Source organism: Mesorhizobium sp. SARCC-RB16n (assembly GCF_008520305.1).
Lineage (GTDB): Bacteria > Pseudomonadota > Alphaproteobacteria > Rhizobiales > Rhizobiaceae > Mesorhizobium.
This window is the reverse complement of record NZ_ML703310.1, coordinates 1-18,458: the sequence shown is the minus strand read 5'-3', so window position 1 is coordinate 18,458 and position 18,458 is coordinate 1. Positions and strand designations below refer to the sequence as shown.

General features: G+C 64.4%; 17 protein-coding genes and 2 pseudogenes. 8 read left to right on the top strand and 11 right to left on the bottom strand.

Going from position 1 to position 18,458, the window contains the following annotated elements; genetic code table 11:
• Positions 1 to 168: 168 nt before the first annotated feature.
• From C7I87_RS34180 to C7I87_RS34155, 6 genes are all read right to left on the bottom strand, one after another.
• The gene (locus C7I87_RS34180) at positions 169 to 942 is read right to left on the bottom strand and encodes a pseudouridine synthase (RefSeq protein WP_149908340.1); all 774 of its coding nucleotides are present in this window, start codon (positions 940 to 942) and stop codon (positions 169 to 171) included.
• 101 nt (positions 943 to 1,043) lie between these two features.
• Positions 1,044 to 1,430, bottom strand: a complete 387-nt coding sequence (locus C7I87_RS34175; RefSeq protein ID WP_149908339.1) for a VOC family protein — start codon at positions 1,428 to 1,430, stop codon at positions 1,044 to 1,046.
• Between the two features lie 13 nt (positions 1,431 to 1,443).
• Positions 1,444 to 2,295, bottom strand: a complete 852-nt coding sequence (locus tag C7I87_RS34170; RefSeq protein ID WP_149908338.1) for an alpha/beta fold hydrolase — start codon at positions 2,293 to 2,295, stop codon at positions 1,444 to 1,446.
• A complete protein-coding gene (locus C7I87_RS34165) occupies positions 2,285 to 2,782 on the bottom strand; it encodes an SRPBCC family protein (protein ID WP_149908337.1) in 498 nt (165 codons plus the stop codon). The genes C7I87_RS34170 and C7I87_RS34165 overlap by 11 nt, the downstream gene beginning before the upstream one ends.
• Positions 2,779 to 3,114, bottom strand: a complete 336-nt coding sequence (locus tag C7I87_RS34160) for an ArsR/SmtB family transcription factor (protein WP_149908336.1) — start codon at positions 3,112 to 3,114, stop codon at positions 2,779 to 2,781. Before C7I87_RS34160 ends, C7I87_RS34165 begins: the two co-directional genes overlap by 4 nt.
• Before the next feature lie 143 nt (positions 3,115 to 3,257).
• Positions 3,258 to 4,139: an aldo/keto reductase family oxidoreductase gene (locus C7I87_RS34155; protein WP_149908335.1), complete on the bottom strand. Its 882-nt coding sequence runs from the start codon at positions 4,137 to 4,139 to the stop codon at positions 3,258 to 3,260.
• 93 nt (positions 4,140 to 4,232) lie between these two features.
• Between C7I87_RS34155 and C7I87_RS34150 the strand changes: the two genes are divergently transcribed.
• The 5 genes from C7I87_RS34150 to C7I87_RS35680 all read left to right on the top strand — a co-directional run bounded on the left by C7I87_RS34150 (position 4,233) and on the right by C7I87_RS35680 (position 12,327).
• Positions 4,233 to 5,138, top strand: coding sequence for a LysR family transcriptional regulator (locus C7I87_RS34150; protein WP_149908334.1), 906 nt, complete (start codon positions 4,233 to 4,235; stop codon positions 5,136 to 5,138).
• A 632-nt stretch (positions 5,139 to 5,770) separates the two neighbouring features.
• The gene (mprF, locus tag C7I87_RS34145) at positions 5,771 to 8,359 is read left to right on the top strand and encodes a bifunctional lysylphosphatidylglycerol flippase/synthetase MprF (protein WP_149908333.1); all 2,589 of its coding nucleotides are present in this window, start codon (positions 5,771 to 5,773) and stop codon (positions 8,357 to 8,359) included.
• Positions 8,356 to 9,738, top strand: a complete 1,383-nt coding sequence (locus C7I87_RS34140; protein ID WP_246696530.1) for a virulence factor family protein — start codon at positions 8,356 to 8,358, stop codon at positions 9,736 to 9,738. The genes mprF and C7I87_RS34140 overlap by 4 nt, the downstream gene beginning before the upstream one ends.
• Before the next feature lie 280 nt (positions 9,739 to 10,018).
• Entirely contained in the window at positions 10,019 to 11,932 is a 1,914-nt protein-coding gene (locus tag C7I87_RS34135) for a diguanylate cyclase (protein WP_149908332.1), read from the top strand.
• Positions 11,933 to 12,024: 92 nt separating this feature from the next.
• On the top strand, positions 12,025 to 12,327 hold the full coding sequence (locus C7I87_RS35680; RefSeq protein ID WP_210250685.1) for a hypothetical protein: 303 nt from the start codon (positions 12,025 to 12,027) through the stop codon (positions 12,325 to 12,327).
• 39 nt (positions 12,328 to 12,366) lie between these two features.
• Here C7I87_RS35680 and C7I87_RS34125 read toward each other — a convergent pair whose 3' ends face one another.
• Positions 12,367 to 12,594 (bottom strand): polymerase, encoded by a 228-nt coding sequence (locus tag C7I87_RS34125; protein ID WP_149908330.1) that lies wholly within the window; start codon positions 12,592 to 12,594, stop codon positions 12,367 to 12,369.
• Positions 12,595 to 13,509: 915 nt separating this feature from the next.
• On the opposite strand from C7I87_RS34125, the gene C7I87_RS34120 reads away from it, so the two are divergent.
• Positions 13,510 to 13,806, top strand: coding sequence for a DUF1236 domain-containing protein (locus tag C7I87_RS34120; RefSeq protein ID WP_149908329.1), 297 nt, complete (start codon positions 13,510 to 13,512; stop codon positions 13,804 to 13,806).
• A gap of 129 nt (positions 13,807 to 13,935) precedes the next feature.
• Here the strand turns inward: C7I87_RS34120 and C7I87_RS34115 are convergent, their stop codons facing one another.
• The gene (locus C7I87_RS34115; RefSeq protein ID WP_149908328.1) at positions 13,936 to 14,787 is read right to left on the bottom strand and encodes a helix-turn-helix transcriptional regulator; all 852 of its coding nucleotides are present in this window, start codon (positions 14,785 to 14,787) and stop codon (positions 13,936 to 13,938) included.
• 116 nt (positions 14,788 to 14,903) lie between these two features.
• On the opposite strand from C7I87_RS34115, the gene C7I87_RS34110 reads away from it, so the two are divergent.
• On the top strand, positions 14,904 to 15,788 hold the full coding sequence (locus C7I87_RS34110; protein ID WP_149908327.1) for an SDR family oxidoreductase: 885 nt from the start codon (positions 14,904 to 14,906) through the stop codon (positions 15,786 to 15,788).
• 10 nt (positions 15,789 to 15,798) lie between these two features.
• Here the strand turns inward: C7I87_RS34110 and C7I87_RS34105 are convergent, their stop codons facing one another.
• From C7I87_RS34105 to C7I87_RS36310, 3 genes and pseudogenes are all read right to left on the bottom strand, one after another.
• Positions 15,799 to 16,497, bottom strand: coding sequence for a RibD family protein (locus C7I87_RS34105; protein WP_149908326.1), 699 nt, complete (start codon positions 16,495 to 16,497; stop codon positions 15,799 to 15,801).
• 36 nt (positions 16,498 to 16,533) lie between these two features.
• Positions 16,534 to 16,934: pseudogene (locus C7I87_RS34100) on the bottom strand (type II toxin-antitoxin system HicB family antitoxin).
• A gap of 5 nt (positions 16,935 to 16,939) precedes the next feature.
• Positions 16,940 to 17,035: pseudogene (locus tag C7I87_RS36310) on the bottom strand (type II toxin-antitoxin system HicA family toxin); the annotation flags it as partial.
• Between the two features lie 291 nt (positions 17,036 to 17,326).
• Between C7I87_RS36310 and C7I87_RS34090 the strand changes: the two are divergent.
• Complete coding sequence (locus tag C7I87_RS34090; RefSeq protein WP_149908325.1) at positions 17,327 to 18,274, top strand: substrate-binding domain-containing protein; 948 nt, start codon at positions 17,327 to 17,329, stop codon at positions 18,272 to 18,274.
• Positions 18,275 to 18,458: the final 184 nt, after the last annotated feature.

Below are 18,458 nucleotides of genomic sequence, written 5' to 3'. Positions count from 1 at the left end.
TCGCGGCGAATAGGATTCGCCCGACCTGCTGTAAGCCTCTGATTTTATGCATGTCGTTGTCCCGGAACCGAGGACACTTCCGGGCGACATGCATTAGCTGTTCGATCTGATCGCCAGCGCTGCAATGAATGGCCAGGCCGCTTTCGGCCTGGCGGGCGGGACGTTTTTTCAGCCCGCCAGCAGCACCAACTCCTCCGCCGTCAAATACCGCGCCGTGCCCTTGGCGAGATCGCCGAGGTGGAGCCGGCCGATGGCGATGCGGATCAGGCGCTTGACCTCGATGCCATGCGCGGCGAGCAGGCGGCGGATGTGGCGGTTCTTGCCTTCGTCGAGCACGATCTCCAGCCAGGCTGTGCGGCCGCCGCTGCGTAGGAGTTCGATCGAATTGGCCGCCAGGGTCTCGCCGTCGACGGCGACGCCGGTGCGGAACTTGTCCAGCAGCATTTCATCCGGCACCGTGGCGACCTGCACGTGATAGGTCTTGGGTAGATGCGAGGCCGGATCCATCAGCCGGTTGGCGAACTGCGTGTCGTTGGTCATCAGCAGCAGGCCTTCGCTGGCCTTGTCGAGGCGGCCGACCGGCGAGACATGGGGCAGGTCGAGCCCTTCGAGACACGTGTAGACGGTGTCGCGCTGTTGCGGGTCGTCGCGGGTGGTGACGAGCCCGCGCGGCTTGTTGAGCATGACATAGACCTTGCGCTCGGCAACGACCGTATCGCCATCGACGACGATGCGGTCGCGGTTCATGTCGACGCGCAGCGAGACATCGCGCACCACCTTGCCGCCGACGCGCACGCGGCCCGCCGCGATCAACAGCTCGGCCTGCGTGCGCGAGCACAGGCCGAGTTTCGACAGTGCGCGGTTCAGGCTGACGCCGGGCGGCCCGGCGCTGCGTGGCTTGGCGGCTGGCGGCCGGCCGGGCGGTGGTGGTCGTGCTGCCATGCTGTTTCGGATCGATCCGTTCGATCGGACAGATGCCACGGGTGGCACGTGCATCGCAAGCTGCGCGCGACCGGTCTATTCCTGGCGCAGGATCAAGCGCTTCAAGCGGATGGCTCGGCCATCACGATGAAATTGCCGCAGGTGTCGTCGAAGAAGGCCGATGTCACCGGGCCTGTGCGTTCCGGAGGCCCGAGAAATTTCACGCCGCGCCCGGTGAGCCGGTCGAACTCGGCGTGGATGTCGCCGACGGTGATGAGCGCCGCCGGGAAACGGGCGTCGTACAGCGCTTGCTGCGCGGCACGCGCCGGCGCGGCGCTGTTGGGTTCGAGCACCAGTTCCGTGCCGGCATCGTCGGGTGCCACGACCGTCAGCCAGCGGATCGGACCGCTGTCGTGATCATGCTTTTTCACAAACCCGAGAACCGAGGTGTAGAAGGCCAGCGCCTTGTCCTGGTCGTCGACCTTGATGAGGATATGGCGAAGCTGCATGGTCGTTTTCCTTTCATTCGCCTGATGTTGGCGTCCGTGCTTGATCCCGACTGTTGAAGAACTCCGTCAGAACCGGCACGTGCGCGGCGGGTTTCAGCATGTGGTTCTGGCCGGGCAGCGTCCGGTAGCTTGCATTGGGCAGTGCTTCGGCCAGTGCCCTGTTGCCGTGCTGCATCCATGGCGGGCTTTTGCCGCCATCCGTGACCAGCACCGGCACGTGCAGCGATGCCCAGCGGGTGGGGTCGAGCGGCTTGCCAAGCTGGTCGCCGGCCACGATGGCGCCGTCATGGGGCAAGGTGTGCGCCACCGCCTTGAGCTTTCGCCAGATCGGCGTGAGCTTCATGAAGACGATGAGCAGGCGAGGCATGCCCACTGATTTGAGGAAGGCGGCTATGGCCGCGCCGCGCCGGCCTTGCGCGACGGCATCCCTGATGATTGCCCAGTCGGCCTGCGTGGTCTTGCGGCTGTCGTCAACGATCAGCGGCGCCTCGTAGAGCGCGAGCTTCCTGATGCCGGGCAGGCGGACCGCCGCCATCAGCGCCAGCATGGCGCCCGACGACATGCCCCAGGCATAGGCCTCACCGCCGGCGGCCCGCAGCACGGCCTCGATGTCGTCCACCTCGCGCTCGACCGCATAGGGCGAGGTGTCGCCGCTGCCGCCGCGGCCACGCCGGTCATAGCGGAACACGGTGAAGTTGTCCGCGAGCGCCTTGGCCAGCGGACCGCTCGGTCCCATCGTGCGCGAGCACAGCGCGCCGTCGACGAGGATGAGCGGGTGGCCGTGGCCCCGGCGCTCGCAGGCGATCGGCGTTCCATCCCGCGACAGCACGGCTTGCGTGGACGGTTTCGCGTTCTCAGCCAGCATTGTTGTCCCGATCTATCAGCTGCTCCAGCCGGTCGAAGCTCTGCATCCAGCCGCCACGCATGCCCAGCGCCAGCAGGCGCTCGCGGTCGGCGGCACTGGCCAGCGTCACCTCGAAATGGACATGGGTTCGCATGCCATCGGGCGTAAAGGTCACGGTATGGCGGCTCTGGCCTGGCGGATTGCCGGCCCATTCGCGGATTTCCGGATCCGGGTCGTCGCGATAGCTCAGCCTGACGTTCTCGACGACTTCGAGATAGCTGCCCTGGTTGCGGTAGAGCGCGCCGCTGGCGGTCAGCATGTCGATGCGCCAGCGGCCGCCGACGCGCACGTCGAGCTCGCAATGGGGAATGGTGCAGCCCCTGATGCCCCACCACTGCGCCACCAGCCTGGGATCGGTCCACAGCCGAAAGACACGCGCCACCGGAGCCTCGAACACCCGTTCGATGACGAAGCTGCGATCGGCGGCATCTCGCACTCGATCGCTCATGGCACCTTGTCCGCATCGCGCCGCAGCAGATCCTCCATGCGGTCGAAGCGGCCTTCCCAGAGTTTTCGGTAATCGTCGAGCCAGCGGTCGATGTCGCGCAGCGGCTTCAGCTCGATGCGGCTCAGGTGTTTCTGCGCCGCTCGGCTACGGGTGACGAGGCCGGCCTGCTCCAGCACACCGACATGCTTGGACACGGCGCGCACGGTGAGCGCGAAGGGCTGCGCCAGTTCGGCGACCGAGGCTTCACCGTCGAGCAACCGGGCCAGGATGGCGCGCCGCGTGGGGTCGGCGAGGGCAGCGAATGTGTGGTCAAGGGAGAATTCAACAGCCATTACGGAACCATCTAGTTCTGGAACTATCTGGTTCTATAAATGGTTTGACCTAGTCCGTCAACAAGCTTTGGGAAGTCTGCGAGCGCTTGGAGGTGGGGGCGCCTGCCGGAAGGACGTTTCCCACCCGTCAGGCGCGGGACGTCTCAGGCGGCTACCTTTTCGGCCGCGATGCCGTTCAAGACCTGGATCGCATCGGCCGGCAATTGCAGCTCCGCCGCCGCCAGGTTTTCCCTGAGATGACCGACCGACGAGGTGCCGGGGATGAGCAGGATGTTCGGCGAGCGCTGCAACAGCCAGGCGAGCGCCACCTGCATGGGTGTCGCGCCGAGCTTCTGCGCGACGTCGGCAAGTGTGCTCGACTGCAGCGGCGTGAAACCGCCGAGCGGGAAGAACGGCACATAAGCGATGCCGTCGGCGGCAAGCTCGTCGATCAGCGCATCATCCCCGCGATGGGCGATGTTGTACTGGTTCTGCACGCAGACGATCTCGGCGATGCCGCGTCCCTGCGCGATCTGCCTGCGGGTGACGTTGCTCAAGCCGATATGGCGCACAAGGCCCTGGCGCTGCAGTTCGGCGAGCGTGTCGAGTTGCGGCTCGAGCGAGCCTTCGGCGGGTCCGTGAATCCCATGCATGGAGCGCAGGTTCACGACCTCGAGCACGTCCAGCCCGAGATTGCGCAGATTGTCGTGCACGGCCTGCGTCAGCTCCCGTGGTGACATTGCGGGGATCCACGATGCATCCGCGCCGCGCCGGGCACTGATCTTGGTGACGATGGTGAGGTTGGCGGGGTAGGGGTGCAGCGCCTCGCGGATGATCTGGTTGGTGACATGCGGGCCGTAGAAATCCGATGTGTCGATGTGGTCGACGCCGCTGGCAACGGCCTCGCGCAGCACGGCGAGTGCGGCGTCGCGGTCCTTTGGCGGGCCGAAGACGCCCGGTCCTGCCAGTTGCATGGCGCCATAGCCAAGGCGCTTCACGGTGCGATCGCCGAGTTTGAAAGTTCCGGCCTTGCTGATGTCCGTCATGGTCTCATCTCCTTTGGATCAGCCGGATATAGACAATCCACCCCTGCGCGATAATATGGTGCAATCGGTACGGCCTGTGCGGAAAGGCGAACAATGACGACGGATCTGGGTGACCTCCAGGCATTCATGGCGGTGGCGCGCGCCGGCGGCTTTCGCGAGGCAGCCCGGGTGGGTGGCGTCAGCGCCTCCAGCCTCAGCGAGACGGTGCGGCGGCTGGAAAGCGGGCTCGGCGTGCGGCTGCTCAACCGAACCACGCGCAGCGTCGCACCCACCGAAGCCGGCGCGCGGCTGCTCGAGCGGCTCGGACCCGCGCTCGGCGAGGTCGAGGCGGCGCTCGACGTGGTCAACGGCTTTCGCGGCCGCCCGGCCGGCACGCTGCGGCTCAACGTGCCTGTCGTCGCGGCGAAACTGGTGCTGCCGCGCCTGTTGCCGCCCTTCCTCGCCGCCTATCCCGAGATCCGCCTCGAAGTGACCGCCGAGGACAGTTTCGTCGACATACTGGCGAGCGGTTGCGATGCCGGCATCCGCTATGACGAGCGGCTGGAGCAGGACATGATCGCCGTGCCGATCGGCCCGCGCCGGCAGCGCTTCGCCACCGCCGCCGCACCGGCCTATCTCGACCGGCACGGCCGGCCGGACCATCCGCGCGACCTGCTCGATCACGCCTGCCTGCGCGGCCGATTTTCCAGCGGCGCGACGCCGCCCTGGGAATTCGAGCGCAATGGCGAGGTGGTGAGCGTCGACCCGACCGGCCCGCTGCTGGTCAGCACCGGCACGGCGATGGATCTTGCGCTCAGCGTGGCGGTCGCCGGCGGCGGCATCGTCTCGCTGTTCGAGGACTGGCTGCGCCCTTATTTCGATGATGGCAGGCTGGAGCCGGTGCTGGAGCCCTGGTGGCAGGAATTCTCGGGCCCGTTCCTCTACTACCCCGGACGCCGCCTCACCCCGGCGCCGCTGCGGGCGTTCATCGATTTTGTCGGTGGGATGCGGTGGGGATGATTTCGTAGGCCATCGCGCCGTTGGAGGCCGGCCTTCCTACCCGACGGTTCGCCGGTCGGATACGATCCCGAACTGAAACAGCCGAGGCTTTCCCATATTCTCGCGTCCGACCCGTTGAATGGACCTTACGAATATTTATGCCAGCGGCAAGGCTGGTGAAATTTCAATGTTCCATTGTTTCCGGCCAATGGAGTCTTTTTTGATGAACAGAGGTCGCTGAAGTCTTCACTGGAAAGACCCGGGCGGATAGTCCGTTGTGCCTCCGACCATAGAAACGACACATACCGTCGTTCATTCGTCGCAGCGCTGTCATCGTGGTGCGGTAAGCGCATCCACGGCCCCGATGAGAGCCGTCGTCCACATTGCAGCGGACGCTCGGGAAGATCAAAAGCGACAAGAACGTAGACAGAAACCAGGCGCCCCCGTTGTGCCATCGGTCTCAGGATTGACGGATGCAGGGATCATGGTCTCGCGCCTCATCGGCGCATCCGGACCGCAAATCCCATCCGGCTCCCGGCGATCGTGGACGGTGAACCCTAGCAGCGTGGGCCGCCAGTTCCGACAAGACCGAGGACATTTTGTGAAGCATGATTCCGAAGCCTGAATTTTCCAACCCAAGCGATCCCGAGCCAATGACCGCGCGCGATGCGCGGTTGCAGATGTTCGGCTTCTGGGGACGCTATCAGCATTTTGCCATGCCCGTGGCGGGGGTGGCCATTGCGGCAGTCACCGTGGTGGTGCTGCAGGGATTTTTGAGTGGCCTTTCGCTCGATCATGTGTTGGAAGCGGCGCGAAACATCCCCGGCAAGCACCTTCTGGTCGCGCTTTCGCTTACGGGGTTGAGTTTTGCCGCCGTCGCCTTTTACGATGTCGTGGCGGTGGAGACGATCGCGCCAGGCCGCGTCCCCAGACTGTTGTCGGCGTGCGTCGGCGCCGCGGGTTATGCCATTTCCAATGCCCTCGGCTTTTCGCTGCTGACAGGCGGCATGCTGCGCTATCGGATCTATGCCGGCGAAGGCATTGCCTTGTCCGACATCGGCCGAATCATCGCCACTTCGTGGCTCGCGATCTGGTTCGCCTTCATCGTGATGATCGCGCTCGACCTCGTCCTCGACCCGACCCGTACGCCGCTTGTAGACCAGCTTGATCCTCGCCTGGGCCTGGCGCTCGGCATCGCGCTGCTTCTTTCCATCGGTTTCCTGGTCAGATGGCTGTCGCGGGGCGAACGCACGCTGGCGATCGGAAAGTTCTCCATCAAATTGCCGAACTCACGCGGCGCGCTGACACAGATCGTGGCCGGTCTTGTTGACGTCTGCGCCGCCGCCGGAACGCTTTACGTCCTGATGCCCGAGACGGTTACCACCGGTCCCGCGGTCTTTGCGCTCGTCTTTGTCGTGGCGACCATCATCGGCATCGCCAGCCACGCTCCGGGCGGGCTCGGCGCCTTCGAGGCATCGATGATCGCCGGCGTTGGCCTCGGCAACAATCCGGATGCCATCGGCGCTCTGCTCGCCTTCCGGGTCATCTATACGCTTCTGCCCTTTCTAATTGCGGTCGTCGGCGTCCTGACGTTCGAAATTTACGCGCGGCATGCCCAGGTGTCGCAGCGGGTGCTCCATGCGGGACGCGTCCTGGAGCCGCTTATCCCACCGCTCGCCGCCGGAGCGACCTTCCTGGGCGGGATAATGTTGCTGTTCTCGAGTTCCGTTCCAGGCGGCGCAGAACGCCTCGACGCCCTGTCCGACATGCTTCCGCTGCCTTTCATAGAGGTCTCGCACCTCGCGGCCAGCTTCGCCGGCATCGCAATGTTGATCATTGCGCGGGGTCTGGCGCGGCGGCTTCAGCAGGCATGGGCGGCATCGCTCATCCTGTTCATGCTGGGAGCCGCCTTTTCGATAGGCAAGGGCCTTGATTGGGAGGCGGCGGTCGTCCTGCTGGTTCTGTCGACGGTCCTGATCGGCTTCCGCAAGGCTTTCTATCGCCGCCCGATCGAGGGAATCGGAACGTTGTCATGGGGCTGGCTCGCCAGTGTGATCAGCATCGTCGCGATCTCGATATGGCTTGGATTTTTCAGCTATCGCGACGTCGACTATTCCAATCAGATGTTCTGGCAATTTGCCGTCGACGGCGACGCCCCGCGCTTCCTGCGCGCCGCCATCGTGATTCTGACCGCTACGGCGGCAGCCGCGCTTCACACGGCCATCAACCGCAAGGCAATCAACCGCAAGCAACAGGCTGAAATACCCCCGGCCGTCAGCGCGATCGTCGCCTCGTCGAACGTGACCCATGCGGCCCTGGCAATGCTCGGCGACAAGCAGTTCCTGATGTCGCCGGACGGCCGCGGCTTCATCATGTATGCGCGCTCCGGCGGCAGCCTTATCGCGCTCGGTGGGCCGATCGGGCCGGTCGAGGGCGACACCGAACTCGCCTGGGCCTTTCACGACCTTGCCGATCGTTCCGCGGCCCGTACAGCCTTTTACGGTGTCGAGCCTGACCAATTGCCCATGTACCTGGACATGGGCCTCGTCGCGCTGAAGCTCGGCGAGGTCGCGCGCGTCGACTTGACGGCTTTCAACCTCGACGGCCCGCGCCGCCAGCCGCTGCGCTACGCCGACCGACGCGCCGAGAAGGATGGTCTGGTTTTCGAGGTCGTCAAGGCCGCCGATGTGAGGCCGCTTCTTGGCGAATTGCGAGAGGTTTCGGATGCCTGGCTCCAGATGAAGTCGAGCGGAGAGAAGGGTTTTTCGCTGGGCTATTTCGAAGATGACTACGTGTCCAGATTCGACATGGCCGTCTTTCGCTGGCGGGGCCGCATCATCGCTTTCGCCAATATGTGGGGGAGCGCCGACAAAAGCGAACTGACGGTGGACCTGATGCGTCATGCGCCTGATGCGCCCAAGATCGTCATGGACGCGCTGCTGACCAAACTGCTTCTTCATGGCAAGTCGCAGGGGTATCGCCGGTTCAATCTGGGCGCGGCGCCGCTTTCGGGATTGTCCGGAGGCCGGCTCACTTCCCACTGGAATCGGTTCGGGTCCTTTCTCTACCGACGTGGCCGGACCTTTTATCGCTTCGACGGGCTCAAGGCTTTCAAGGACAAGTTCGATCCGGTCTGGACCCCGCATTATTTCATATGCCCTCCTGGACTGGACACCATACGTTCCTTGCTCGACGTCACCACCCTGATCAGCGGCAATCCGTTGGAACTCGTTCGGAAATGATTGCGTATTTCGCGCAAATGACGAGGAGCCGCGCGACGCTTATCATGGTGGCTCTGGTCATCGCTGCCGGCTTTGGCCTCGCGCTGCATTTCAACCGGGCACGGACCGTCCCACGCCAGATCCGCGTTTCCGCCGAGCGGCTGGTCGATATCCCCGTCGAGCTGCCGCAACAGGATCCGGTGGGGCTGGTCATCCTGTTCTCGCAAAAAGGTGGCATTGGGCAGCGCGACCTCGATCTGGCTGCCGCCTTGGTAAGCAAGGGCTTGATCGTGTTGCCGGTCGACCTTGAAAAATACCGCAAGGCGCTGAATGCCGCCGGTGGCGAGTGCATGTATCTCGGGTCCGACCTGGAGGCGCTGTCCAAGGAGGCCATCCGCGCGACTGGGGGCGGCAGCTATTTTCATCCGGTGGTGGCAGGTGTCGGCGAAGGAGGCATGCTCGCTTACGCGGCGTTGGCCGATGCGCCGGTGGCGACACTGGCCGGCGCGGTCGCGCTCGAACCGACACGCGGCCTGGTCACGCGGCTGCCAACATGCCCTGGCGGCGCCATACCGACGGCTGATCCGGCGGGCGGCTTCGACTATGCCCTCGACGCGGAATTGCCGGCGCCTGCAACGTTGGTTTCGGCCGCACCGCTTGCGGGTATTTCCACGCAATCGTCCGACAATATGACCCGGGCAAAGGCGGTTGTCGTCGATCGCGTGTCCGGCCGCCTCGACGCGGCGGTCGACGCCGTGGCGTCAATCGCAGCGAGCGATGCATCGTCAAATGACTTGCCGACCATCGACATCCCCGCCAGTTCGACGCCCGATTCCCTCGTGGTGTTCTTTTCAGGTGACGGCGGTTGGCGCGACCTCGACAAGGTGATTGGCGAGGAGATGAGCAAACACGGCATTCATGTGGTCGGCATCGATTCACTTCGCTACTTCTGGGCGGAACGCACGCCACGGCAAATCGCAAACGACACCGTATCCATCATCGACCGCGCCGATCCCTCGGGCAAATTGCCTGTCGCGGTCTACGGTTATTCATTTGGCGCCGATGTCTTTCCGTTTGCCTGGACCTTGCTGCCGAAGCGCATGAAGGATCGCATCCGGTTTGTCGGGCTTCTCGCCACCCAGAAGACGATTACCTTCCAGGTGACCGTCGGTATGTGGCTCGGTGGCGGAGGCGATCATTTCGTCGCGCCGGCGATTGCCACTATTCCGCGCGAGCGCCTGCTGTGCGTCTATGGCGAGGACGAGGAGGACACCGCCTGCACCGATCCCGTGCTTGCGGGAGTCCAGACGCTGAAGATGAGGGGCGGACATCACTTCGACGAAGACTACCCCGCGCTGGCCAAGATCCTTCTTGCCCGGATGAAGCCGCTAATGTCGTAGCACCGCGGTCGATGAATCGTGGGAGCGCTCGCCGCGGTTCTGTCGCAAGGTTCGATGCAAGCCACAGGAATTTTGGGGCCGCTGCGCGCGGCGATGGATCTCATCACGCCACGCTCCGGTTGGATTTCAGGCAGACATCGCGCCGGATGTGCTGCCCCTTCCGCCTTGTCGCCGTGGTTCCCTTGGACCAAGGGCAAATCCCTGATGTAACACTTTGTTGTCATTGAGGGCCTATCGAGGAGGCGGTACGGCGAAAGCCCGGTGAAGGGAAAGGCGCGCAATGGGTTCGCCCTGGTCCGAATTGCTGGCCAATCTCGCGGTCGTGGCGTTGTTCGTTTCGGTCTGGATCCACACGCATGTGTGGCTGGACCGCTGGCCGCCCGTCGCCAAGGCGGCGGCCTTCGGCGTGCTGATGGGCTTCGGCGCCATCGTCCTGATGCTGACACCCATGCAGTTGCAGCCTGGCGTTCTCGCCGATCTCAGGGCGACGATGATTGCCGTTGCCGGCTTCTTCGGCGGTCCTGTCGCGGGCATCGTCGCCGGGGTCATGGCCGGTGCCTTCCGGACTTTCGAGGGCGGCATCGGCGCCTTCGCCGGCGCGGTGGGGATCGCGGCCGCCATGCTGGTCGGTGTTGCCGGAAACCTTGCCCTGAAAGGGCGCCGGCCCACCATGGCCGACATAATGATCCTTGGCGCGGCGGCCGCGGCGGCATCGCTGCTTGGCCTCAGCATCCTGCCGCGGGATGTCCTGCAGATGGTCCTGCCGAAGGTGGCGCTGCCTTCCTCCCTGCTCATCTTTGTCTCGGTGGTGTTGTCGGGGCTGACGCTCTACCAGGAGCGGCGTCGCCTCGAAGCGCTGCAGTCCCGGCGCATCTACAAGGCCGTAGTGGAGACGCTGCCGGATTGCCTCAACGTCAAGGATCTCGACGGGCGGTTCATCGCCGCCAATCCGGCGACGGCCGAACTGATGCATGCGGCCGACGCCAAGGCACTGATCGGCAAGACGGATTTCGACTTCTTTCCGCGTGAAACGGCACAGGGCTTCCGCGAGGACGAGCTTGCCGTGCTGGCGTCGGGCGTCTCCTCCACCATCGAACAGCGCCTTCACCACGAGGACGGCACCGACGGCTGGCTGGCGACCTTGAAGGCGCCCTTTCGCGACAGGAGCGGGGCCGTCATCGGCCTGATCACGCACAACCGCGACATCACCGCGCGCAAGCAACTGGAGACCGAACTGGCGGAAAGCCAGGCAAGGCTCGGAGACGCGCTGACGCATATGGCCGATGGCCTGGTGATGTTCGATCCGGACGGCAGGCTGGTGCTGTGCAACGCCCGGTACCGCGCCATGTTTCCGAAGACGGCGGACATGAGGGTGCCCGGCGCCGACTACCGCGACATACTGCGCGCCTCCGCGGCGCGCGGCGAGGGGACCACACCGCCGGATGCGGTCGAGGACTGGATCGCCGGCATCATGGCCTCGCAGAAGCTTGTCAGCCACCGCCAGATCCGGCTCGCCGACGGACGCTGGCTCGACGTGCGGACCCGGCCGACAGGCGACGGCGGCAGCCTCAGCGTGTTTTCCGACATCACCGAGGCCAAGCAGGCCGAGACCGAACTGTTGGCGCTCAACGAGAAGCTGAACCTCCTGGCGCACCGCGACGGCCTGACCGAACTGTTGACGCGGCGGGCCTTCGACGAAGCGCTGGCGCGCGAATTCCCCCGCGCCAGGCGTGGCGCGACGCCGCTCAGCCTGCTCATCGTGGATGTCGACTGGTTCAAGCGGTTCAATGACCATTACGGCCATCCGGCGGGCGATGAGTGCCTGCGCGTCGTCAGCCGCTGCATCGAGGCGACGGCCCGACGGCCGGCAGATGCCGCGGCCCGCTATGGCGGCGAGGAGTTCGCGCTCATCCTGCCCGAGACCGACGCGCGGGGGGCCTTCGTCATTGCCGAGAACCTCAGGAGCAAGGTGCGCGACCTCGCTCTCGCACATGCCGGCAGCGAAAAGGGCATCGTCACCGTCAGCATCGGGGTCGGTACCTTCGACGCCGGCGGCGCCGCGATGGAGATCGCCGATCTTCTGCGTCGCGCCGACGAGGCGCTCTACGGCGCCAAGGCCGCTGGGCGGGACCGGGTCCATGGCTGGCGTCCGCATCTCAACGATCAACGCCCGGCCAGTGTCCGCAAGACATGAGCCTTGCCGGGTTCCAGTCGGAGCTGCCGGTAGAGTTTGGCCGGTAGAGTTTGGCCGGTAGAATTTGGGTTGGCTAAGCCGGCGATTTCAGCGTGCAGGCTTCAACCAGACCGAACCGAATCCGTGCCAGCGCGATCGAGGTTTACAAGGCGAGCTTTCGCTTCGTCGACACGTTGTTGCGCGAATCTTATCCTGTCACAGAGCCTCAGATTGATACCGACGCCACAGTCCTCGTCCAACATCGCGTTTGCACGTTCCAGGGCGAGTTCCGCTCGGTTAAGTCGCTGCCTCGCCATGGCCAATTCCAAGGTCAGAAGTTCCATTACTGCCGCTTCCGTGGTTACGGTCCCTTCAAGTGGAAAACCTTTGCCGGTTATTTTGGTTCCGGCTGTTAGCGCGCACCTGCATTCGCTGCCGCGTGCCCCTGATGTCCGTCAGAATGGCCTTGGATGGGCAAGGCTGGTGTCGAAAGTGCCCGGAAGGACAGGCGTGCCATTCCGGCCGGTCGAGGCTGTCGTCATCGTGTCGACCGGCAGGATGATGACCATGCGGGCATGCTGCCGCGGCCACAGTGGCTGTCCGAAAAGAAAGAACGTGCCGGCGAGAAAACAGACCAGCAAGAGGATGGCCAAGGTGTTGGCGATGATCTCACCAAGCTGCATCACTCTTCTCCAAATCACGCACCCGCAATCGCCAACGAGCATCGGCCGGCTGTGTTCAACGTTTGGGACCAAAGCGCCTGGCACTTCGGACTTCAGTCCGAGTTGCGGGTCGAGCGATAAAGGCACAACCTGCCTGCGCACCGGCGGAGCCTCCGCCAAGGGTGGGTAGCCGGAGCATAGCCCGGCCTGCTCGCAACTTGCCGAGCCCCCGCCAAAGCAGGCCGGGCTGCCTCTCTTGAAGCGTCACCAACGGACCGCGATTTCCACGGGCAGGGGCGAGTGTTGATCCCGCAGCGAGGGTAAAGCCCGATCCGCGGGGTGGCCGACACCGTCCGCCCTGCTCTACGGCGACAAAGGCGCGACTCTCGCTCCCCTGGCGGCCAGCTATGGACCCTCTGCCCACCGCCTCGACTCGGCCTCACAATTGTCAATGAAAACAACAAGGACTGCTACCAGCTCAAGGTAAAGCTGACGAGCAGGACGGCAATCAAGGCCGATAACGGGACCGCAATCAACAGCGCCGCCTCCATAAGTCGGTTTTCCTTGTCGCTGAACATCCGAACCTCCTCACATCTCGGCCGAAACCAGGGAATTTAGGGTTCGCCCACCGCATGGAAGCGGTGAGCGAACCCTATTGGCGCAGGAAGGGACATAGCTGCGCCAATTCGCAAAAACACTCGCAATCACTGTCCGGCTTTCAGCACCTACCCGCCGTGACCTCGCAGCGAACAACGAGCGCGAAAGGCTGCCGTTCCCGGCGATGGCTCCGGCAGGACCATTGCGTTTTTATATGGGACTTAAGTCTTGGGCAGATGGGACCGAAGCCCAAGCCTGGAACATTCGATGCTACCTGAAGTTTCGACACGCAGCGCAGTGACGATGTTGTGGCTGTGCGGATTGCAGATGGAGGAATTCATGAAGAAGAGTCTTGCCGCCGTAGCCGCGGTTCTGTTGCTCGCAGGCGTCGGCGCGGCCGCCGCCGAGGACGTCATCATCCAGCCCGAGCAGGAAACGGTGATCAAGGAGTACGTGCATAAGCAGCCGCTGGCTTCGGTCAAGGTTCCCGGCCTGGAACTCAATGTCGGCACGGCCTTGCCCGACACGGTCGAGCTGCATGAAGTTCCGAACGTCAAGTATCGCTACACCGTCGTCGACAACCGGACCGTGATCGTGGATCCAAGCACCCGCAAGATCGTCAAGATCATCCAGTAACGGCGCCTGGCCCGCTACCGGCTGGTGGCGGGCCAGCTACGCAAAGTGGGTTGCCTAAGCAATCAGAATTTGCGCGGGTCGATGCCCTTGACGGCCGGCCCGTAATGGCTGGCTCTGAGCAGGCAGGCGTCACCGCGACGGGTCGGCCGCTTCTTGCTCTTGGCGGCGCCGGGCCAGCGCGCGGATGCGGTCCGCGACCATGCTGTCTACCGGGTTGTAGACGGTCAGGCTCAAATCCGGCCGGCCATCGACCGCGAAAGCCGAATATTCGAGTTCGATGTCGCCGAGTTCGGGATGCTTCAGTCGCTTTGTTCCGTCGCCGTGGCTGAGCACGTCGTTTTCCCGCCACAGCGCGTCGAACTCGGGGCTCGCGCCGCACAATTCGTCGACGAGCTGGGCGACCTCGGACACCGCGCCGGCGCGCGCCGCGTCGGCCCGGAACGCGCCGACCACGAAACGGGCGACGTTCTCCCAATCGTGCTGCTTGGCACGGACGGTGGGGCTCAGGAACATGAAGCGCAAGATGTTGCGCTGACCCTGGGGCAAGGTGCTGTAGTCGGTCATCACCACTTGCGCGGCGCGGTTCCAGGCAACGACATCCCAGGTCGCCGTCTTGATCAGGGCAGGACTTACCTCGAGCGTGTCGATGAGGCGCTGCAGCCTGGGGCTGACGCCGTCGGCGCCGACATAGCGGACCTCGGGCGGGCGCCCCAGCCCGAGCATGAAAAGATGTTCGCGCTCGGCCTCGGTCAGCAGCAGGCCCTTGGCGATCCGGTTCAGCACGTCGGCCGAGGGCGCCCCGCCGCGGCCCTGCTCCAGCCATGTGTACCAGGTCGGGCTGATGTTGGCGCGCTGGGCGACCTCTTCGCGGCGCAGTCCCGGCGTGCGTCGGCGCCCGGAAAAGCCGAATGACGCCGGGTCGAGCCGGGTGCGCCGGTCTTTCAGGAAGGCTGCGAGCGAGCCGGCGGAAGTGTTGGGCATCCTGTTGGCCTTTAGCTGGCGATTAAGCTGTTAGCGATTATAATAGGATAAGATCACTACTTTAATGGAATAATAGGGCAGCGATATTGCGCAGGCAACTGTGCAGGAGATTTTGCATGCGTATCTTTCTTACCGGCGCCACCGGCTTCATCGGGTCGGCGCTCGTTCCCGAACTCATCCAGGCCGGCCACCAGGTGGTCGGCGTCACCCGCTCCGATGCCGGCGCCGAGGCGTTGGCCGCCGCCGGCGCCGAGGTGTATCGCGGAACCCTCGAGGATCCCGAGGGCCTGCGGGACGGCGCGGCGAAGACGGAAGCCGTGATCCACACCGCGTTCGATCATGATTTCTCGCGGTTTGTCGAGAACTGCGAAAAGGACAGGCGTGTCATCGCGGCGCTTGGCCAGGCATTCGCCGGCTCCGACCGGCCGCTGGTGATCACGTCGGGCGTCGGCATGGGCAGCCCCGGACATGGCCTACCGGCGGTCGAGGACGTCTTCAACGACAGCCATGCCAATCCCCGCATCGCCTCCGAACTGGCGGGGAACGCCTTGCTGGAGGCGGGCATCAACCTGTCGGTGGTGCGCCTGCCGCAGGTGCATAACACGTTGAAGCAGGGGCTGATCTCGCCGCTCATCGAAATCGCGCGGCAGAAGGGCGTCTCCGCCTATGTCGGCGAAGGCCGCAACCGCTATGCGGCGGGCCACGTGCTGGACGCCGCGCACCTCTATCGGCTTGCGGTGGAAAAGCGGCAGCCCGGCGCGCGCTATCACGCCGTCGGCGAGGAAGGCGTCGAGGTGCGCGCGATCGCCGAGGCGCTTGGCCGGGGTCTGGACCTGCCGGTCGTTTCGATCCCGCAGGAAAAGGCGGCGGAGCATTTCGGCTGGATGGCGATGTTCGCCCCCATGGACCTGCCGGCTTCCAGTACGCTGACCCAGGCACGGCTCGGCTGGCATCCGACCGGGCCGACGCTGATCGCCGATCTGGATGCGATGCGGTATTGAAGCGCGTACCTCAGACAGGGCTGACGGCGTAGCGCAGATGGACGAGGCCATGCGACAGGGTTTGGCTGCTTTTGAGCGACAGTTGCACCTTGCCGGCAAGGCCGCTTTCGCCGAACTCGACAAAGCCCTGGTTCGCCGCCCGCGCATCGAGCGCGGGGGCAACGAGAAGGCTGAGTTCATCGACCAGCCCCGCCTCGAAGAAGGAGCCGTTGATGCCGGCGCCGCCTTCGAGCAGCAGCCGGCGGATGCCGAGTTCGCGCCCGAGCACGTCGAGCATCGCGGCGAGATCAATATCGGCCGTTTCCGACACGATATAGGACACGCCGTCGGCGGCGAGTTCGGCCAGATGGCTGTCTTCGACATCATGCCCGAGCAGCACCACGACATGGTCGCCGCCGATATCGGGTTTGGCAAAGTGCAGCTTGCCGGAGGCATCCAGCGCCATGGCATAGCTGCCTGCGTCGCGCCGCGCGAAATGATGCGGCCGGTCGACCTTGCCTACATCTGCCGGCGGGTGCGCGCCGGCCTTGCTCATCTCGGCCATGGTGACGCGGCCGACGATCCAGCCGTCGCCTTCGAGGTCGTTGTGGATCTCTTCATAGAGACCCGACCACTCGGCCCGGCTGCCATCGGGGCTGGCGGTGTAGCGGCTCGGATGAAGGCTTCCGTCGAGCGAGGCAAGCATATGGCAGATGATTTGCGGCTTCACGCGATTCCTCCGGCGGTGGGTTTCCACAATTCAGGCCTAGGCCGTTTCAAGCGCCATCACCTTCTCCACCGCCTTCGCCAGAAACCCGGATCGCGTGTAGCCATGGGCTTCGGCAAAGGCATCGATCCGCTGGAGAACGTCGTCCGGCAGCGTCACGTTGATACGCACCGCCTTCCTGGGCCTGGTCTTGCCGCTACCAGGATTGCAACGCCGTCACGATTGTCGGCGTCTGTCATCACTGCCTCCAGACTGGCAGGCTCCGGAATGGCATCGCCATCCTCGACCAACCCTTCGATATGGAGGGCAAGGGCTTCTTCAGCCAAGGACCGGGCGTCATCCAGATCCTTGCCGGCGGTAATCACGCCGGGGAAATCAGGGAAAGACACGCCGAAGTCGCTGTCGGCATCCTTGTGGATAAGTCCGATATACTGCTTCATGTCCGTCACCTCAGTTTCAGTCCAGATTGCTTTTCGATGCTGCGCAGGGTGCCTATCGGGATATCGCGCTTGGGATGGGGAATGGTGACACACCTTGGCTTGTCGCGAAAGCGAGCACTGGCCCTCGAAGGAGCAGCACGCCCACAAACCAAAATTCCGACAATTCGGACAAGTAGCTGTCCAGCTCTGTTATATCGATATTGCACAAACGGTTGACCCTGGGTTAGCATCCTCTTGTTGACGCCGATCGGAGGAATTTAGGCGGCGGTCAGCTGGAGCGGCATGCGTTCTTGGCGCAAGGAGGATGCTCCAACACTTTGAACCGGCGCATGATCCTTCCTGAAACCGGTCCCGGTTTTTAGGGACAGTGCGCTTCTGTGGAGGAGAAACCCATGAACAGACGCGAATTCCTGATGACGTCCGTGGCCGCGGGCACCATGATGCTCGCCGCACGCTCGGCTTTCGCCGAGGACAAGCTCACCATTCTCGGCTCTGTGCCCAGTCTCGGCTTTCCGTTCTTCGTGCACATGCTGAACGAGATCAAGGCCGAAGCGCAGGCGCAAGGCGTCAACCTGACCGAAAGCGACGGCCAGAACTCGGCCACCAAGCAGACCGCCGACATCGAGGCGGCCCTGGTGCAGAAGGTCAACGCGATCGTCATCTCGCCGCTCGACGTCAACGCGCTGGCGCCGGCCATCGAGGAAGCGGTCAAGGCCGGCGTTCCCGTGGTGACGATCGACCGCCGCGTCGACGGCGTCCAGGGCATCCTTGCCCATGTCGGCGCCGACAACGTCAAGGGCGGCGAGGCGGAAGCCCAGGCCGTGGTGGCGGCCTTCCCCAATGGCGCCAAGCTGTTCCACCTGCAGGGCCAGCCGGGCGCGGGTCCCGCGATCGACCGCAACAAGGGCGTGCACAACGTGCTCGATCCGTTGAAGGACAAGTACCAGATCATCTATGAGCAGACCGCCAACTTCGCCCGCGCCGAGGCGCTGACGGTGACGGAAGCCGGCCTTGCCGCCAACGGCAAACCGGACGCCATCATCTGCGCCAATGACGACATGGCGCTGGGCGCGCTCGAAGCCTGCGCGGCGCGCAACTTCAGCGACGTCAAGATCTACGGCTTCGACGCGCTGCCGGAAGCGCTGGTCGCCGTGCGCGACGGCAAGCTCGCCGGCACGGTCGAACAGTTCCCCGGCAAGCAGTCGCGCACCGCCGTGCAGATCGCGGTCGCCTACGCCAAGGACAAGACCGAGCCGAAGGAAAAGCTGGTGCTGTTGACGCCCATCGTCATCGGCAAGGACAATCTCGACAAGGCCGAGAGGTTGAGCGAGACGAAGTGAGAGCCACGCGCATGACGGAGGAGGGCCGCGCTTTACGGCGCCCCCCTCTGTCCTGCCGGACATCTCCCCCACGAGGGGGGAGATTGGCTGTCACGCCTGGTTTCGCCAATCGCCGGCCTTGCAGACCAGGCGCTGCCGGTAGAACTGCCGATCTCCCCCCAAGTGGGCCTGTTGCACAATTCTG

What these genes read in the sequence shown, in the direction of transcription:
- C7I87_RS34180 (WP_149908340.1), bottom strand. Translation starts at nt 942, where the DNA reads ATGGCAGCACGACCACCACCGCCCGGCCGGCCGCCAGCCGCCAAGCCA.
- C7I87_RS34175 (WP_149908339.1), bottom strand. Translation starts at nt 1,430, where the DNA reads ATGCAGCTTCGCCATATCCTCATCAAGGTCGACGACCAGGACAAGGCG.
- C7I87_RS34170 (WP_149908338.1), bottom strand. Translation starts at nt 2,295, where the DNA reads ATGCTGGCTGAGAACGCGAAACCGTCCACGCAAGCCGTGCTGTCGCGG.
- C7I87_RS34165 (WP_149908337.1), bottom strand. Translation starts at nt 2,782, where the DNA reads ATGAGCGATCGAGTGCGAGATGCCGCCGATCGCAGCTTCGTCATCGAA.
- C7I87_RS34160 (WP_149908336.1), bottom strand. Translation starts at nt 3,114, where the DNA reads ATGGCTGTTGAATTCTCCCTTGACCACACATTCGCTGCCCTCGCCGAC.
- C7I87_RS34155 (WP_149908335.1), bottom strand. Translation starts at nt 4,139, where the DNA reads ATGACGGACATCAGCAAGGCCGGAACTTTCAAACTCGGCGATCGCACC.
- C7I87_RS34150 (WP_149908334.1), top strand. Translation starts at nt 4,233, where the DNA reads ATGACGACGGATCTGGGTGACCTCCAGGCATTCATGGCGGTGGCGCGC.
- mprF (WP_149908333.1), top strand. Translation starts at nt 5,771, where the DNA reads ATGACCGCGCGCGATGCGCGGTTGCAGATGTTCGGCTTCTGGGGACGC.
- C7I87_RS34140 (WP_246696530.1), top strand. Translation starts at nt 8,356, where the DNA reads ATGATTGCGTATTTCGCGCAAATGACGAGGAGCCGCGCGACGCTTATC.
- C7I87_RS34135 (WP_149908332.1), top strand. Translation starts at nt 10,019, where the DNA reads ATGGGTTCGCCCTGGTCCGAATTGCTGGCCAATCTCGCGGTCGTGGCG.
- C7I87_RS34125 (WP_149908330.1), bottom strand. Translation starts at nt 12,594, where the DNA reads ATGCAGCTTGGTGAGATCATCGCCAACACCTTGGCCATCCTCTTGCTG.
- C7I87_RS34120 (WP_149908329.1), top strand. Translation starts at nt 13,510, where the DNA reads ATGAAGAAGAGTCTTGCCGCCGTAGCCGCGGTTCTGTTGCTCGCAGGC.
- C7I87_RS34115 (WP_149908328.1), bottom strand. Translation starts at nt 14,787, where the DNA reads ATGCCCAACACTTCCGCCGGCTCGCTCGCAGCCTTCCTGAAAGACCGG.
- C7I87_RS34110 (WP_149908327.1), top strand. Translation starts at nt 14,904, where the DNA reads ATGCGTATCTTTCTTACCGGCGCCACCGGCTTCATCGGGTCGGCGCTC.
- C7I87_RS34090 (WP_149908325.1), top strand. Translation starts at nt 17,327, where the DNA reads ATGAACAGACGCGAATTCCTGATGACGTCCGTGGCCGCGGGCACCATG.